The sequence below is a fragment of the Polaribacter sp. NJDZ03 genome, from assembly GCF_019263805.1.
Lineage (GTDB): Bacteria > Bacteroidota > Bacteroidia > Flavobacteriales > Flavobacteriaceae > Polaribacter.
Genome location: NZ_CP079195.1, coordinates 4,048,900 through 4,067,004, shown reverse-complemented (window position 1 = coordinate 4,067,004; position 18,105 = coordinate 4,048,900). Strand labels below are relative to the sequence as shown.

The 18,105-nt window shown below is 30.7% G+C and carries 16 protein-coding genes; 6 read left to right on the top strand and 10 right to left on the bottom strand.

The genetic code is table 11. The features are described 5' to 3' along the window. Positions 1-67: 67 nt before the first annotated feature. Both KV700_RS17120 and KV700_RS17115 read left to right on the top strand, forming a co-directional pair. The gene (locus KV700_RS17120; protein ID WP_218598632.1) at positions 68-793 is read left to right on the top strand and encodes a head GIN domain-containing protein; all 726 of its coding nucleotides are present in this window, start codon (positions 68-70) and stop codon (positions 791-793) included. A 29-nt stretch (positions 794-822) separates the two neighbouring features. Continuing rightward, positions 823-1,347 carry a nuclear transport factor 2 family protein gene (locus tag KV700_RS17115; protein WP_218598631.1) on the top strand — a complete coding sequence of 175 codons (525 nt, stop codon included), beginning with the start codon at positions 823-825 and terminating at the stop codon, positions 1,345-1,347. Between the two features lie 113 nt (positions 1,348-1,460). On the opposite strand, the gene KV700_RS17110 is transcribed toward KV700_RS17115, so the two are convergent. Then, on the bottom strand, positions 1,461-2,228 hold the full coding sequence (locus KV700_RS17110) for a DUF6503 family protein (RefSeq protein WP_218598630.1): 768 nt from the start codon (positions 2,226-2,228) through the stop codon (positions 1,461-1,463). A 239-nt stretch (positions 2,229-2,467) separates the two neighbouring features. Further along, a complete protein-coding gene (locus KV700_RS17105; protein ID WP_218598629.1) occupies positions 2,468-4,234 on the bottom strand; it encodes an ABC transporter ATP-binding protein in 1,767 nt (588 codons plus the stop codon). A gap of 601 nt (positions 4,235-4,835) precedes the next feature. On the opposite strand from KV700_RS17105, the gene KV700_RS17100 reads away from it, so the two are divergent. The 3 genes from KV700_RS17100 (at position 4,836) to KV700_RS17090 (ending at position 8,667) form a co-directional block, all read left to right on the top strand. After that, a complete protein-coding gene (locus tag KV700_RS17100) occupies positions 4,836-5,321 on the top strand; it encodes an acetyl-CoA carboxylase biotin carboxyl carrier protein subunit (RefSeq protein ID WP_218598628.1) in 486 nt (161 codons plus the stop codon). 92 nt (positions 5,322-5,413) lie between these two features. Then, positions 5,414-6,865 carry an acetyl-CoA carboxylase biotin carboxylase subunit gene (accC, locus tag KV700_RS17095; RefSeq protein WP_166383140.1) on the top strand — a complete coding sequence of 484 codons (1,452 nt, stop codon included), beginning with the start codon at positions 5,414-5,416 and terminating at the stop codon, positions 6,863-6,865. Positions 6,866-7,125: 260 nt separating this feature from the next. After that, entirely contained in the window at positions 7,126-8,667 is a 1,542-nt protein-coding gene (locus tag KV700_RS17090; RefSeq protein WP_218598627.1) for an acyl-CoA carboxylase subunit beta, read from the top strand. Between the two features lie 277 nt (positions 8,668-8,944). On the opposite strand, the gene KV700_RS17085 is transcribed toward KV700_RS17090, so the two are convergent. The 8 genes from KV700_RS17085 to KV700_RS17050 form a co-directional block, all read right to left on the bottom strand. Further along, a complete protein-coding gene (locus KV700_RS17085) occupies positions 8,945-9,295 on the bottom strand; it encodes a hypothetical protein (RefSeq protein ID WP_218598626.1) in 351 nt (116 codons plus the stop codon). 9 nt (positions 9,296-9,304) lie between these two features. After that, positions 9,305-9,715: a GreA/GreB family elongation factor gene (locus tag KV700_RS17080; protein ID WP_218598625.1), complete on the bottom strand. Its 411-nt coding sequence runs from the start codon at positions 9,713-9,715 to the stop codon at positions 9,305-9,307. 446 nt (positions 9,716-10,161) lie between these two features. Further along, positions 10,162-10,311, bottom strand: a complete 150-nt coding sequence (locus tag KV700_RS17075; protein ID WP_218598624.1) for a hypothetical protein — start codon at positions 10,309-10,311, stop codon at positions 10,162-10,164. A 181-nt stretch (positions 10,312-10,492) separates the two neighbouring features. Continuing rightward, positions 10,493-11,818, bottom strand: coding sequence for a sigma-54 dependent transcriptional regulator (locus tag KV700_RS17070; RefSeq protein ID WP_218598623.1), 1,326 nt, complete (start codon positions 11,816-11,818; stop codon positions 10,493-10,495). 3 nt (positions 11,819-11,821) lie between these two features. Continuing rightward, entirely contained in the window at positions 11,822-12,922 is a 1,101-nt protein-coding gene (locus tag KV700_RS17065; protein ID WP_218598622.1) for a sensor histidine kinase, read from the bottom strand. Positions 12,923-12,945: 23 nt separating this feature from the next. Then, entirely contained in the window at positions 12,946-14,853 is a 1,908-nt protein-coding gene (acs, locus tag KV700_RS17060) for an acetate--CoA ligase (protein WP_166383128.1), read from the bottom strand. 187 nt (positions 14,854-15,040) lie between these two features. Beyond that, positions 15,041-15,397: a DUF779 domain-containing protein gene (locus KV700_RS17055; RefSeq protein WP_218598621.1), complete on the bottom strand. Its 357-nt coding sequence runs from the start codon at positions 15,395-15,397 to the stop codon at positions 15,041-15,043. Between the two features lie 66 nt (positions 15,398-15,463). Then, positions 15,464-16,963 carry an aldehyde dehydrogenase family protein gene (locus tag KV700_RS17050; RefSeq protein WP_218598620.1) on the bottom strand — a complete coding sequence of 500 codons (1,500 nt, stop codon included), beginning with the start codon at positions 16,961-16,963 and terminating at the stop codon, positions 15,464-15,466. A 207-nt stretch (positions 16,964-17,170) separates the two neighbouring features. Between KV700_RS17050 and KV700_RS17045 the strand changes: the two genes are divergently transcribed. Next, positions 17,171-18,088 carry an AraC family transcriptional regulator gene (locus KV700_RS17045; protein ID WP_218598619.1) on the top strand — a complete coding sequence of 306 codons (918 nt, stop codon included), beginning with the start codon at positions 17,171-17,173 and terminating at the stop codon, positions 18,086-18,088. Positions 18,089-18,105: the final 17 nt, after the last annotated feature.

Below are 18,105 nucleotides of genomic sequence, written 5' to 3'. Positions count from 1 at the left end.
TGAGTAACCAATCATTGATTTTAAGCGTCTATTAAAAGAAATTTACAATCTAATTAAATCCAAACTCATGAAAAATTCAGTATCAAAAATTATTGCAATTCTATTTATAGCAACTCTTTTTACATCTTGTAATGTAGATATGATAAATAGAATTAATGGAAATAAAAATGTAATTACCAAAACAAGAAAAATTGCAGATCAATTTACTGGAATAAAAGTAAGCACAGGTTTAGATGTCTACATAACCCAAGGTTCTAATAATAAAGTGATTGTAGAAGCTGATGAAAATTTACACGATATTATTATTACGGAAGTTGAAGATGGTATATTAAAAATATATGCTGATAAAGGAATTTGGAGAGCAGAAGCCAAAAAAGTACATGTTACCATTAAAGATTTAACTCTTTTAATAGCCACAAGTGGAAGTGATGTATATGGAAAAGAAGTTATAGATACCGATGAAATTTCTATCTCAGCTACAAGCGGAGCAGATATAAATATTAAGGTAAACGCAACAAGTGTAGAAACAAATTCTACCAGTGGGTCTGATATTAATATTTCCGGAATTACAATAAATCATGCTTCTAACGCAACAAGCGGAAGTTCTATAGATGCTTATGAATTAGAAAGTGAAAACACCATAGCTAAAGTAACTAGTGGAGCTAATATTAATATTTTTGCATCAAAAAAACTAGAAGCTAGAGCAACTAGTGGTGGAGATATTGATTTTAAAGGAAACCCAAAAACAGTTGATAAAAAAACAACTTCGGGCGGAAGTATTTCAAAAAAATAATTAACTTTAATTAAGTAAGCAACCAAACTATGGACTCTTTTTTAGAACCTTTTAGAAAATCTATTTTAATAAAAGTAGTACTGTTTTTAGCGATGTTGTTTTACAACTTTGTTTTAAATGCACAAGTTGATACAAATTCAAACTTGTTTAAAACATTAAAAGATAAAGACAGTATTTTATTTGAAAGAGCGTTTAATAATTGTGAAATTGAAAAACTAACCCCAATTATTGCTGATAATTTTGAATTCTATCATGATGTTGGAGGTATCCAAAATAAGGAACAATTTATTGATGCTATTAAAAAGAACCTATGTACTAACCCAGGAAATAACACCAGACAATTAGTTGATAATTCTTTAGAAGTACATCAATTAAACAATAATGGCATTATTTATGGCGCTATTCAAAAAGGAAAACACACGTTTCAACAAAAACAAAAAGGTGTATTAAAAACTGTTGGAATTGCAGATTTTACACACCTTTGGATTTTAGAAAATAAGATTTGGAAATTAAAAAGGGTGCTGAGTTATAATCACCAACCTTATACCAAATAACAATTTATTAGAAAGCTAACTTCTAATATTTATACTAATACTTGGTTTTATTAGTTTACTTGGTAAGTCGTCGTTTTGTAAAAAACGACGCTTACTTTTTTATATACTATAATTTATTTTACTGGCTTTTCAAAAAATGAATCTTTTAAAGTATTTTTACTGATTGCTGCATCTGTAAATACTGCTGCAGGACTTGCTGGTTCTGTTGGCACACCGTTTTCATCAACTTTAAACCAAGTAATTTCTGATGGTAAAATCAATCCGTTTACATTATTCCATTTACCATATTTAATGATATTAAACTTATCACTTGGTTTTTTAGACATAAATGTAGCCGTGTATGCTAACCATTCCATTTTATAAGTTTCTGCATTAAAATACAACTTGTAATTATCATCAGGAGAACTACCAATATTAGATTTAAAAGACATTTTATAACCAGGATAATCTACACCATCAAAAGTTAAAGGTGCAATTTTTTCATACGTAATACCTTCATCCGCTAATACAAAAGGCATTGCATAGAAATAAAAGAACAGGTTATGATAAAAAGCAGGGTTACCTTTAAAAGTTCCTTCTTCTGCTTCGTCTAACCAAACATTTTCTCCGTCGAAACCTACAGAATAATTAGGCGCATTAATTACATTTACACGAGATTGTAAATCTATTGTATGTACTTCATCTCCTTTTTTAAAGGATAAAACCTCAGTATTTCTCCAAGTGTCAATTCCGCCGTGAGCTTCAAAAACTTTCCCTAATTCTTCCGGAAAACTTTCTTTTTTAACTTCAACTTTTTGTACTAATTCCTTAACCTCCTTTTTAGCTTCATTCTTACAAGAAATAGCAATAACTACAACTAACAATAAAAGTACTTTTTTCATAATTCGATGATATATTTAAATTCGATACTTTAAGAGTCGGTTTTATTGTATTTCTTTACAAAAGAAGTGGAATTTAAATGTTAAATTAGAAGTTAGACCATATTTGCATAAATTATAGTCTCTTAAATTTAAGAAAAATGTCAGGTTGAGCGCAGTCGAAACCTATTTTGAAAATCAATTAGTTCTCGACTGCGCTGCGCTCGAACAGACAGTAAGATTGTTATCCACTAATTTCTATCTTATATTTTAGATTGATACGTATACAAATCATAATATCTGCCTTTTGCAGCAATCAACTCATCATGCGTACCTCTTTCTGCAATACTTCCCGCTTCTACTACTAAAATCTGATCTGCTTGTTTAATAGTGCTCAACCTGTGCGCAATAACAATTGTTGTTCTGTCTTTTACCAATTCAGACAAACTTTTCTGAATTAAAGACTCGCTTTCGGTATCTAAACTAGAAGTTGCTTCATCTAAAATAATAATTTTTGGATCTGCTAAAATAGCTCTTGCAATTGCCAAACGCTGACGCTGACCTCCAGAAAGTTTTACACCTCTTTCTCCAATTAAAGTATCTAAACCATCATCAAAACGATCTGTAAACTCATTTACATAGGCTGCATTTACAGCATTTTGTAATTCGTCTTCTGTAGCATCTGGTCTTGGAAACAGAATATTTGCTCTAATTGTTCCTTCAAATAAAAACTCATCTTGTAAAACAACACCTAAATATTTACGATAACTAGATAGCTTTATTTTAGACATATCTTTATTATCAATCGTAATGGTACCCGATTCCGGATTTAAAAATGTTGCAGATAAACCAGCAATAGTAGATTTCCCAGAACCAGAACTACCAACCAAAGCCGTTACAGAACCCGCAGGCACATTAAAATTAATGTTTTTAATCACCTTCTTTCCTTCTTCATAAGAAAAAGAAACATTATCAAAATTAATTTCTCCTTTTAAGTCTTCTAAAACAACCTTTCTATTTTCATCATCTTCCTCTGCAGCCATGTTCATTAATTCTTCGGTTCTATCTAAACCTGCCAAAGCTTCGGTTAACTGGCTACCAATATTGCTCATTTGTACAATTGGCGCCACCATAAATGCTAACAAGAATGTAAACTGAATAAAATCTCCAAAAGTCATGCTGCCTTGTATCATATAATAACCGCCAATTCCCATCACTCCGGTAGTTGCCAAACCAATTAAAAAGGTAGACGAACTAGTCATAATAGCAGTTGCAGTCATACTTTTTTTAACATTCTGATATATATTATCAACACCTTCTTCAAAAATTTTGCTTTCTTGTTCTTCTGCATTAAAGGCTTTTATTACTCTAATTCCGCCTAAAGTTTCTGTTAAACGTCCTGTTACTTCTGCATTAATTTTTCCTCGTGCTCTAAAAATCGGACGAATATATTTAAATGATTTTAAGGCGATTATTCCAAAAATAGATAACGGCACAAATGTAAAAATGGTCATCCAAACATTCATTTTCAACAAAATAACCAACGTTAAAATTGCCGTAAACGAACCTCCAATTAACTGTACCAAACCAGTACCTATTAAATTTCTTACACCTTCTACATCGTTCATAATTCTAGAAACCAATGCGCCAGATTTTGTATTGTCGAAAAAACTGATTGGTAAAGACAAAACCTTCTTTTGCACCTGTGTTCTTAATTCTGATATTAAATATTGCGCCTGAATACTCAATACTTTTGTCAATAAAAAAGAAGTTACTGCTTGCACAAAAATGGCTCCAATAACAATAAATATTAAATTGTATAACTGGCTATAATCCTTATTAGGTATCACCTCATCCATTAAAACCTTACTCTGCATTGGCAGTATAAAGCCAGATAAACTTCTAATAATTATTAAAATTAATCCTAAAAACACCAAATTTCTTCTTGGCCAAATAATGGTTATAAAAGCTTGTTTTAAGGTTACTTTTGGTTTTGTTTTATCTTTTTTAGATTCTTTATAATGTTGCATAATTTATTTTAAAATGTAGAGAAATTTATTGCTCAATTTACATGCCATTAAGTTGAAGTCTGACATACTTGCAAAGTTACAACAAACAAAAGTTGCAGTCTAAAAAGTAATAAACATTGTCTTACAGAACTTGTTTGAGTATCTTAATTGAACACAGCTTAACCTTCCTAAAATTCTAAAATAAATTTAAGTTGAAAATAAATTTATTTTTTCAAACACCCTATAAATCATCAAACACCCTATAAATCAATGGTAGTAATATAAAACGATTCCTTTTTTTATTTCAACATCATATTTAGGGCGTTCCCCAAAAGGGTCGGGCTATTCGCTATATCTTTTTTACAAAAAATAAAAAAGGATGCCGCTTCTATCCCTAACGCAAAACAAAAAATAACCTCTATATTTAATTTTGATTTTCTTGTTTTTAAATTTTCATCAATACTAAAAAACACTTTAAAAACTAGTTCTTAAAAATAGTACGCATCAATAAAAAATCAGTATTTTTTATCATAAAACAATATCATTTCACCAAGTTTTACATAAACCACTTAAAAAGAAAACTTTAAAAAACATATATTTACAATAATCAAATTCTGAAAAAGTGAAAAACACCTATCAAGTAGCAGTAAACAACACCTTCGATTTTAAGATTGACCAAAAAGCGGTTTTAAATCTAGATGTCTTAAAGGTTTCAGATTCCGAATTTCATGTACTAAATAATAATGTTTCTTACAAAACTGAAATTACAAAAGCCAATTTTCAAGAGAAATCATATTCTGTAAAAGTAAATAATACAGTTTATAATATTAACATACAGAACGAACTAGATACCCTCATTAAAGAAATGGGGTTCGAAATTGGTTTTACAAAAGAAATCAACGAAATTAAAGCACCCATGCCAGGGTTAATACTAGACATTACCGTTTCAGTTGGTATGGAAGTAAAAGAAGATGATACCCTTTTAATTTTAGAAGCCATGAAAATGGAAAATGCATTAACATCGCCAAGAGCCGGAATTATAAAATCTATTTCAGTTATTAAAGGAGAGGCGGTTGACAAGAATCAATTATTAGTTGAATTTGAATAAATAAGATTTTTTTTATCCTGCAAGGTTTTCAAAACCTTGTAGGTATCAACCTTTCTATGATTACCATATTTCATAAAACCACTAAATATTATATGAAAAAACTTTTAATAGCCAACAGAGGAGAAATTGCCATTCGTATCATGCGAACTGCAAAAAAAATGGGCCTAAAAACAGTTGCTGTGTACTCTACTGCAGATAGAAATGCACCTCATGTTCGTTTTGCAGATGAAGCTGTTTTAATTGGTGAAGCTCCTTCCAATAAATCTTATTTATTAGGCAATAAAATTATTGAAGTTGCTAAAGATTTAAATGTAGATGCCATTCATCCTGGTTATGGCTTTTTATCTGAAAATGCCAACTTTGCAGAAGCTTGCGAAAAAAACAACATCATATTTATTGGTCCCAAATCTAAGGCTATAAAAATAATGGGAAGCAAATTGGCTGCAAAAGAAGCCGTAAAAGCATATAATATCCCTATGGTTCCTGGTACGGAAGAAGCCATTACAGACATTCCAAAAGCTAAAAAAATAGCCACAGAAATAGGATTTCCTATTTTAATTAAAGCATCCGCCGGTGGCGGAGGAAAAGGAATGCGTGTTGTAGAAAATGATGCCGAATTTGAATCGCAGATGCATAGAGCTATTAGCGAAGCTACTTCTGCTTTTGGAGACGGGTCTGTATTTATAGAAAAATATGTAACCTCACCAAGACATATTGAAATTCAGATTATGGCAGATGCACACGGCAATGTTGTACACCTTTTTGAACGTGAATGCAGTATTCAACGTCGTCATCAAAAAGTAATTGAAGAAGCTCCTTCTACTGTTTTAACCCCAGAGTTAAGAGCAATAATGGGAGAAGCTGCAATTAAAGTAGCAAAATCTTGCGATTATTTAGGTGCCGGTACAGTTGAGTTTTTATTAGATGAAAAACACAATTTCTATTTTTTAGAAATGAATACACGTTTACAAGTAGAGCATCCGGTAACAGAATTGATTACAAATACAGATTTAGTGGAATTACAAATTCGAGTTGCTCGTGGTGAAGCTTTACCTATAACCCAAGAAAATTTAAAAATAAACGGACACGCATTAGAGTTGCGTGTCTATGCAGAAGACCCTTTAAATGATTTTTTACCAAGCGTAGGGAATTTAGAAATATACAAATTACCCGAAGGCAAAAATATTCGTGTAGATAATGGATTTGAACAAGGCATGGACATTCCTATTTATTACGACCCCATGTTATCTAAATTAATAACCTACGGAAAAACAAGAGCAGAAGCCATTGAGCTAATGATTACTGCCATTGAAAATTATCAAATAGAAGGAATTGAAACTACTTTACCTTTTGGACGTTTTGTATGTAAGCACAATGCTTTTCGCTCTGGAAATTTTGATACCCATTTTGTTAAAAAACACTATTCTCCTGAAGCTATAAAAAATCAGCAGAAAGAAGAAGCTAGAATTGCCGCAATTATTGCAGTGAAAAAGTATTTAGAAGATAAAAAGTTATTGAGAATACCTGTTTCTAGCAGGCTGTAGCAGTATTAAGTCGCAGTCGCAGTCGCAGTATTCAAAAAAATAAAAATTAGACGTGTAAATTATTATTTCATATAAAAGTAATTCAAAAATAGTCAACAACAACAACAACAACAACAACAACAACAACAACAACAACAACAACAACAACAACAACAACAACACAAACCTTTGCGTCTTTGCGCCTTTGCGAGAAAAAAAACACACAACACAACTAGCAAAACTTTGCGCCTTTGCGTCTTTACAAGAAAACAAACACAATAATGGAATCAAAAATAAAAATCCTTAACGAAAAAATTGCTCTCGCTTATTTAGGAGGCGGACAAGAAAAAATTGATAAGCAACATCAAAATAAAAAACTAACCGCCAGAGAACGCGTTATGTATTTATTAGATGATGGTTCTTTTGAAGAAATTGGCGCTTTAGTTACACATAGAACGAAAGATTTTGGCATGGAAAACCAAATCTTTTATGGCGATGGCGTAGTTACTGGTTACGGAACCGTTAGTGGAAGATTAACCTATGTTTTTGCACAAGATTTTACAGTTTTTGGAGGTTCTTTATCAGAAACACATGCAGAAAAAATTTGCAAAATAATGGATTTAGCCCTAAAGGTTGGAGCACCAATAATTGGTTTAAACGATTCTGGTGGAGCCAGAATTCAAGAAGGGGTTCGTTCCCTTGGTGGTTATGCAGATATTTTTTACAAAAATGTACAATCTTCGGGTATCATTCCGCAGTTATCCGCAATTATGGGACCTTGTGCTGGTGGTGCGGTATATTCACCTGCAATGACAGATTTTACCATTATGGTAGAACATACAAGTTATATGTTTGTAACAGGTCCCAGTGTAGTAAAAACAGTTACTAATGAAGAAGTAACTAGTGAAGAATTAGGTGGTGCAAGTACACATGCTACTAAATCTGGAGTGGCACATAAAACGTCTTCTAATGATGTAGCGTGTTTAGAAGACATTAAAAAACTTTTAAGTTATTTGCCTCAAAATAATAAAGAAACTCCTACCCTTTTGCCATTTAAATTAGAGGATGAAATTAAGGAAGAACTATCAACAATAGTTCCTTTAGATGCCAATAAACCATATGATATGCATACCGTAATATCAGGAATAATTGACAAAGACTCTTTTTATGAAATACATAAAGATTATGCTGAAAATATTATAGTTGGTTTTGCTAGGTTAGGTGGAAGAAGTATTGGTATTGTAGCCAATCAACCAAAGTTTTTGGCTGGAGTATTAGATGTCAATAGTTCAAAAAAAGCAGCCCGTTTTGTCCGTTTTTGTGATGCTTTTAATATTCCGCTTTTAGTACTAGAAGATGTACCCGGTTTTTTACCCGGAACAGACCAAGAATGGAATGGTATTATTGTACACGGAGCAAAATTACTTTATGCTTTTAGCGAAGCTACCGTGCCAAGAGTTACTGTAATTACCCGAAAAGCTTATGGAGGCGCGTATGATGTTATGAACTCTAAACACATTGGAGCAGACATGAATTTTGCATGGCCAAGTGCAGAAATTGCAGTGATGGGAGCCAAAGGAGCAGCCGAAATTATTTTTAAACGTGAAATTAAATCCGCAGAAAACCCAGATGCAAAATGGAAAGAAAAAGAAGCTGAATATGCCGACCATTTTGCCAACCCTTATAGTGCTACTCAACGTGGTTTTATAGATGAAGTAATTCTGCCAAAAGATACCCGAAGAAAATTAATAAAAGCTTTTTCTATGCTAGAAAATAAAGAAATAGTAAGACCAGATCGTAAGCATGGAAACATCCCACTATAACATCAATTTTATGTGGTAAAAGATGGCACAATCAGTTTATTACTAGTAATTCAGTATCTAAGATATAGATTAGATTTAAATTCCCTCAATTTTTATAATATGAATTGGTTTAGAAAGAAAATATATCCACTTTTTTTGAGAATCCTATAAACAATGTTTTTCTAAAGAAACTAAGTGCTGAAGTTAAAAGTATTCGTTTTGTAGTTTTTTTTAAATAAAAAAAGGCAGCTCCAAATCTAATTTGGAGCCACCTACAAAAAAACTAACTTAACAATAATTAAATTAAATCATATTCCTTTTTCAAGTTTTTATAATCATTAAGATGTTCTATAAATAAATTTCTATTTTTTTTATGCTCTTTGTAAAAAAATAAATCACACGCTAAATCAATACATTCAGTTGGGTTATCTAAGTCATTTTTATATTGTAAAAGTGTACGATATATCCTCTTGTTACTCTCAATAATAGTAGAAACTTCTTTATTTAAAAGATCTCCGTCTAGACTATTCCTTTCAAGGTCATTACATTCTTGTGAAATTTCATTCAGATCTAACATCCATCTATTTACTTCGTTTAGACTACGTTTTTGAATTATTTGATTTTCAGTTTGTTCATTATTTATCTGCATAATTATTATTTATTTTGTTATACTTTCTGGCTGCATTACTTCTAAAACTTTTAATTCTTTTAAGCCTCCTGGAAAATCCCATAAAATTAAATCATCTTTGGCATACCCTAAAACTGCAGTACCCATAGGTAACAATAATGATATTTTGTTTTCTAAAATGTTCCCTTTGGAAGGTACAACCAACTCAAAAGTTTTCTCCCATAAACCATCTAAAGAACAAACTGTAACTAAAGAATTAAGCCTAACTACATCTAAAGGCATTTCTTTTTTCGTTACAACTTTGGTTACATTTCTTAATTCTTCTTGTAGTTTTAAAATATGACTTTTTACCGTTTTTGATTCTACTACTTTGTTTAAATTTAAGAGTTTTTCTAGTATTAAAAACTCATTTTCTTCTATAATTAACTGACCATACTTCATTTTTTCAAAATTTAATTCTATGGAAAACACCACGTTTTACATACACTCTTTCTAATACTTCTGTTACCAAAAGTTAGGCTGCAGAACATAAATCTATTTGCCTATCTTTAATTACGTTTAATACTTTTCCTTTTTGTCTATTAAGCCTAATATGAAGACATTAAAAATAACCATCTAAAATACCTCCAGAATAATATAAAATACTTGGAGTTATAACAATACTATTTTTAACGACACCTTCACTCTCCATCCCTAAAGGAATATGAAAAGTAGATTCAATATTGGTTATATCAAATATTGTTTCATTAGGGTTTCCTTTTACTAATTAAATAGACTCAGAAACTACTTTAAAACGTTTTCTTAAACCTAATTTAGCTAGCTTATTTTTTACATTTCTACACTCAATATCTTTATAATTAAATGAGTTCAATTTCTTTCTCACTTACTTAAAAGCTAAAATCTGATATTGTATTTGTTTCTAATAAATCCTTTTTCTCATACTCACTACAAGACCAAATAGCATTTTTATTTGATGTTAAACTACAGTCTATTTTATGAACACAAGTATTACATAAACTATTATTATTGAAAACCATAATTATCGTTTTAATTACAACTACCTTATGGCAAGCTATATGCCACTTATTTTAAAACATTAAAACACCTGCTCAATTATTTAAAAATCAATAAGATACACGAAATTAATATGTGTCACAAAAAAAAACAGTTGAGGAAATATTCCTCAACTGCTACTTTTTTACTCGTTTTTAAAAATATTTATTTTAATTTTTCTCGAAGTGTTTTTCTATCAATTTTAAGAATTTCTGCAGCTTTTGTTTTGTTGTTGTTTGTGGCTTTTAATACCTTTAAAATATAGCTTTTCTCAAATTCTTTTAAAGACAGTAACTTGTTTGTTTTAGAAAAATCTATTTGATATTTGATATGCTCTGGCAAATGCTCTACATCTACAAAGCTATCAGACATAATAATAGCTCTTTGTATTACATTTTCTAATTCTCTAATATTACCTGGCCAATAATAATTTTTTAAAACCTCTAAAGCTTCTGGTGTAATTTTTAAAAAACGGTCTTTATACTCTATTCCGTATTTAAATAAAAACTTTTCTACCAACAACGGAATGTCCGAAATTCTTTCTACTAAAGTTGGTACTTTAATTTCTACAACTGTTAATCTATAGTACAAATCTTCTCTAAAACGCTTTTTCTCAATTAAATCTTTAAGGTTAATATTTGTTGCAGCAATTACCCTTACATCCACTTTTTCTGCTTTTTGCGAGCCAACTCGTACTACTTCTTTTTCTTGCAAAACACGCAATAATCTTAGCTGAGTTGCTAAAGAAGCATTGCCTATTTCATCTAAAAAAATAGTCCCATTATTGGCTGCCTGAAAAAAACCTTTTCTATCTTTTTCTGCTCCCGTAAATGCTCCCTTTACATAACCAAACAATTCTGATTCTAATAAATTTTCTGGAATTGCTCCGCAGTTTACCGCAACAAAAGGTGCTGAGGAATATTTACCCATATAATGAATAGAACGTGCCACCAACTCTTTTCCCGTTCCGCTTTCTCCATGAATAAAAACTGTTGCTTTGTTATTTTTTAACCGTTCTATTACATCTGTAACCTTTTTCATTGCAGGCGATGAACCTATTAATTCGCCATACGGTTTATGAGTTTCTGCTACTTTTATCTTGGTAATTGTATCTTCTTTCGGTTTTATTTCTAAAGATTTTAAAATAGCCGTTTTAAGTTCTTCTTTTGTAAAAGGTTTTGTAATATAATCTACTGCTCCAGATTTCATTACCTCTAAAGCACCTTCTATAGAAGGAAAACCGGTAACTACTAATTTTGGAATTTTAGGATAATGCTCAGACGTGTATTTAATTAACTCTAAACCATCTACATCGGGCATTTGTAAATCTGTAATTAATAAATCTATAGAAGTGTCTTTTAAAATCTCTAATGCTTCTTTTACAGATATCGCTTTATAAGTATGGTAATTTAAGGATTGTAAATGCCGTTGAATGAGTTCTAAAATTAGAATATCATCATCTACAATTAATATATTTTCTTTGTTTAGCATCTTTTAACTTTTAGGAAAACTAACAACAAAAATAGTCCCTTTTGGTGAATTTGGTTGATGAATTATAGTGCCTTTATGACTTTTAATAATTCCGTGTACAACACTTAAACCTAAACCAGAACCATCTCCAGTAGGTTTGGTTGTAAAAAAAGGATTAAAAATATTTTCAGAATTAGCAGGTTCTATTCCTGAACCTTCATCAGAAATTCTAATTTGTACCTTTTTAGATTTATCAATAACAGCAATATGTATTTTACCCCTTTCTGGTGAAAAATAAATAGCATTGATTACCAAATTAAAAATTACTTGCGTTAACTGAATTTTATCAACTTTTAAATAAATTTTATCAACTGAAAAAGTGACGATACAGCGTATGTGTTTTTTATTAAAACTAGGTTTTAACAAACTAATTGCCTCATTTATAATAATATTGATATCTACAGATACCATTTGCTGAGGCATTTCACAAGAAAAAAACATTAATTTTTTAACAACTTCTCTAGAATAAATAGCACTATTTATTATTTTATTTAAGTCTTCACGCCCAACTTTATCGCCTTTATATTGTTCTTTTAATAATTCTGAAAAGCCTAAAATATTAGCTAAAGGTGTATTTAATTCGTGTGCAATTCCCGCAGTAATTTCTCCTAAAATAGTTAATCTACCTACTCTTTCTATTTGTCTTTTAGCAATCTCTTCTTTTTCATTGATTTCTTTTCGTTCTAAAAAATCTCCAATTTCTGAAGCAATCTGATGTAACAATAATTTTTCTTCTTCTAAAAAAGAGTTTTCAGAAAATTTTTGCTTGGAATAACCTATCGTTACAGATCCTTTAATTTTTCCAAAAGATTTTATAGCAGAAATAATAAAAATAGCATCTTCTCTTTTTTTCCCTTCAATAAAAATAAAATTATCTACTTTAATTTCTACAAATGCTTCTTCAGGAAATCGAACTGCTTCTTTTAAACTTATGGCTATTTCTTTTAATAATTCTTTTAAATCATTAAAACTACTATCTTTAATTAAAGAACTAACTCTATACAAACAAGTTAGTTCTTTAATTCTTTCTTTTAATTTATCTTCTAGCGTAATCTGGTTTTCCATCTACAAATAAAAAATATATCTAATTACTTTCTATTATCAATAATACTTTGTACTATTTCTGGATTTAACAGCGTACTTGTATCTCCTAAATTATCCATTTCGTTACAAGCTATTTTACGTAAAATACGTCTCATAATTTTACCTGAACGTGTTTTTGGCAATCCTTCTGTAAACTGAATTTTATCTAATTTAGCAATAGGACCAATTCTATCTGTAATTAATTGATTGATTTCTTTTTCTAAATTATCATGATTTCTATATTCTCCAGCATTTTTTAAGGTAATATAGCCATATAAAGCACTTCCTTTAATATCATGCGGAAAACCAACGATAGCAGATTCTGCAATTGCAGGATGTTCGTTAATAGCATCTTCAATTGGTGCAGTTCCTAAATTATGTCCAGAAACAATAATTACATCATCTACTCTACCTGTAATTCTATAATAACCAACCTCATCTCTCAGCGCTCCATCACCTGTAAAATACATGTTTTTATAGGCAGAAAAATAAGTCTCTTTATATCGTTGATGATCGCCCCAAATAGTACGTGCAATACTTGGCCAAGGAAACTTGATACACAATCTTCCTTCTACTTGATTTCCTTTTAATTCTCCTCCGTTTTCATCCATAATTGCAGGTTGAATTCCTATAAACGGTAAGGTTGCATAGGTTGGTTTTGTTGGGGTTACATACGGAATTGGTGTAATCATAATTCCACCAGTTTCTGTTTGCCACCAAGAATCTATAACAGGACTTTTTCCCTTACCTACATTATCATTATACCAGTGCCATGCTTCTTCATTAATTGGCTCACCAACAGACCCTAGAACCTTTAAAGAAGATAAATCATACGTATCTAATAATTCTGTTCCGTGTTTTGCCAAAGCTCTAATGGCAGTTGGAGCTGTATAAAATTGATTGATTTTATGTTTTTCTATAATATCCCAAAAACGTCCAAAATCTGGATAACTTGGTACGCCTTCAAAAAGTACGGTTGTTGCTCCGTTTGCTAACGGTCCATATACAATATAAGAATGCCCAGTAATCCAACCGATATCGGCAGTACACCAATACACATCGTTTTCTCTGTATTGAAATGCATTTTTAAATGTATATGCTGTATACACCATATAACCAGCAGTTGTGTGAACCATTCCTTTTGGTTTCCCTGTAGAACCAGATGTGTATAAAATAAATAAAGGATCTTCTGCATCCATTATTTCAGGATTACAATCCGTAGAAGCATTGTCTAATAATGGTTGTAACCATTTATCTCTTCCTTCTTTCATGTTTATATTTGCCTTGGTTCTTTTTGCAACCAATACATTTTCTACTCCCGGACATTTTTCTAAGGCTTCATCTACGATTCCCTTTAAATCGATAGATTTTTTTCCTCTAAAAGAACCATCAGCAGTTATCACCATTTTACAATCAGAATCGTTAATTCTTGTTGCTAAAGCTGTTGATGAAAAACCTGCAAAAACAACAGAATGTATAGCTCCTATTCTTGCACAAGCTAACAAAGAAATTGCTAATTCTGGAATCATAGGAACATAAATACAAACCCTATCTCCTTTTTTAATTCCGTGATCTTTTAAAACATTGGCAAATTGATTTACTCTTTCTGATAATTGTTTATAAGAAATATGCTCTGCAGGTTCATTCGGGTCATTAGGTTCAAATAAAATAGCTGTTTTGTCTGCTTTTGTAGATAAATGCCTATCAATACAATTTTCTGTGATGTTTAATTTTGCACCTTCAAACCATTTAACTTCTGGTTTAGAAAAATCCCAATCTAATACATTGTCCCATTTTTTTCTCCATAAAAAATGCTCTTCTGCTATTTCTTCCCAAAATACTTCTGGCTCTCTTATTGATTTTCTATATACTTTAAAATATTCTTCTAAATGTTTTATGTGGTAATTGCTCATTGTTATTTAGTTAATTGTATTTGATATTCTAAAAATAGAAATTATATTTCTGTTTTAAAAGAACAATGTATTTATTTATGTATTTTTTTAACATAAAAGTCAAAAATAGCTTCTTATTTTATCATTCTAACACTATAAATGCAAACTTATTTCGAAATAACAAACCTTGTTTTATGCCTTGATAATACTACTTTTTATTAAAAAAAACTTCCTCTTCTTTGGTCAATAACCTAGAGTGAATAAAAAAACGAAGTCCTAAAGGAATCTCTAAAGAAAAACTAGCACCTCTACCTTCTGTAATATCTACTGTTAAATGTGTGTGTTTCCAATATTCAAATTGATCTTGGTTCATATAAAAATTTACACCTTTTAAAGTTCCTAAAAGAATATCACTTTCATCTAAATACATGTCACCTTTTTCAAAAATCATTGGAGCAGAACCATCGCAACAACCACCACTTTGATGGAAAATTAATTCGCCATGTTTCTCTTTTAATAATTCTAAAATTTTAGTTGCTTTTTCTGTTATTGTTACTCTTTCCATAATTTCTTGGTATTAAAAAGACTGAATTAAATTAATAATTCAGTCTTTAAGATTATTGACTAACTACTAAAAGAAACCTAATTTATTTTTATCATAAGAGATTAACATATTCTTCGTTTGACGATAATAGTTTAACATCATCACGTGGTTTTCTCTACCAAAACCAGATTTTTTATATCCACCAAAAGGTGCATGTGCAGGATATGCATGGTAACAGTTTACCCAAACTCTACCGGCTTTTATTGCTCTAGGAATTTGATATAATTGATGTGCATCTCGCGTCCAAACTCCGGCTCCTAAACCATAAAGTGTATCGTTTGCAATTTCTAAAGCTTCTGCTTCATCTTTAAACTTTGTAACACAAACAACAGGTCCAAAAATTTCTTCTTGGAAGACGCGCATTTTATTATGTCCCTCTAATATAGTTGGTTTAATATAGAATCCGTTTGCTAAATTACCAGATAATTTATTTGCAGAACCACCAGACAATACTTTAGCGCCCTCTTCTTTACCTATTTCTATATAAGATTGTATTTTTTCGTATTGATCTTTAGATGCTTGTGCACCCACCATGGTATTTACATCGTACGGATTGTCTTGAATGATGGCATTTGTTCTTTCAATAACACGTTTCATAAATGCATCGTAAATATCTTCTTGAACCAAAATTCTAGACGGCGCAGTACAAACTTCTCCTTGATTAAAAGCAAATAAAACCGCACCTTCAATCGCCTTATCTAAATACGCATCATCATGATCCATCACAGAATTAAAAAACACATTTGGAGATTTCCCCCCCAATTCCATGGTTACGGGATTTAAATTTTTAGATGCATATTGCATAATTAATTGTCCGGTTGTGGTTTCTCCTGTAAAGGCAACTTTATCTACTTTAGAACTAGAAGCTAAAGGTTTTCCTGCTTCCGGACCAAAACCATGAACGATATTGATAACTCCCGGAGGAAAAACACCTGCTATTTTCTCCATTAATAAAGTTGCTGTAGACGGAGTTTGTTCTGCTGGTTTTAAAACCACACAATTACCAGTTACTAAAGCCGGAGGTAATTTCCAAGACAACATTAATAATGGAAAATTCCAAGGAATAATTTGCCCAACAACACCTAACGGCTCTTTAATTGTTAATGATAATGTATGTTGATCTAATTCTGATGCGCCTCCTTCTTCCGAACGAATACAAGCTGCAAAATAACGCCAATGATCTACGGCTAAAGGAACATCTGCATTTAAGGTTTCACGAATGGGTTTTCCGTTATCGCACGTTTCTACCAATGCAAACTCTTCTAAATTAGCTTCAATAATATCTGCTACTTTGTTTAACATTGTTGCTCTTTCTGTTGCAGACGTATTTCCCCAGGCTTCTTTTGCGGCATTGGCTGCATCTAAAGCCAATTCTACATCTTCTTTTTGAGAGCGAGGATATTTAGCTATAAAACTATTATCAATTGGTGAGGTATTATCAAAATACTGTCCGCCTATTGGCGCAACAAATTCTCCATTGATAAAATTGTGATACTTGTCTTTAAACTTAGGTTTAGAATAACTCATAATTTAGTGTTTTTTATATATGATTTACCTCTTTTACAAGAGATCTATTAATTAGTATATTGATAATATTATTGCTCAAATAACAATACATTATCAACTTTTGTAAAGTTATTTTATTACATTCACTATAAATTGAACATATTTATTATATTGTAGAACAATTCTATTATTTACAAGAATGTCATTTTATTTTTTATACATTTAATTATGAGTCACTTATTAGAGCAACATAAAAAGCATAGAAAACTAACTACATTAGTAGAAAACAGAACAACTTATAATGCAGATTATGCCGAATTAAATATTTATGAAACTCATAAATATGCAGAAAAAGTGGCTTTAAAGTTCGATTTTCCTATCATTGCAAGTATGCTTACCGGTAAGAAAATAATGCATATAGAAGGCATTCCTTCTTTTGAATTTTACCCTGGAGAATCTGTGGTGATGCCAAGAAATAAAGAAATGATTATTGATTTTCCGTTGGCTAAAAAAGACAATCCTACACAATGTTTAGCCTTAGGTATTGATGGTACAAAAATTAACGAGGTTGTAGATAGATTCAATCAAAATGTTGCCATAGAAAACAAGAATAATACATGGAGTTTAGATAAAAGCAGCAGCCATTTAACTAATAATAACGACGTTAATCAACTTATAAAAAGACTAACCTACACCTTTACCAACAATAACACCTCTAAAGATGTTTTGTTAGATTTAATGATTCAAGAACTTATTGTACGCTTACTACAAACCAATGCAAAAGCTATTTTATTAAACGATACATTGCCTACTTTTAACGGTACAAGAATAGGTATGGTTATTAAATATATAAAAGAAAACCTAACCAATAAAGACATTAATGTAGATGTTTTAGCAAAAAAAGCACACATGAGCGCTTCTCATTTTCATAAAAAATTTAAAAATACTTTAGGTATTTCTCCTATTGATTTTTTAAATTCTGAAAAAATAAAATTCTCTAAAAAATTGATAAAAGAATCTAAAGATTTTAGAATGTCTGAAATTGCATTTAAATCTGGTTTTAATAACACTAGCTACTTTAACAGACAATTTAAAAAAATGGAATTAATGACTCCTCAGCAATTTAAGAAGTCAATTAATTCTTAAATTTTATCAATATTTAT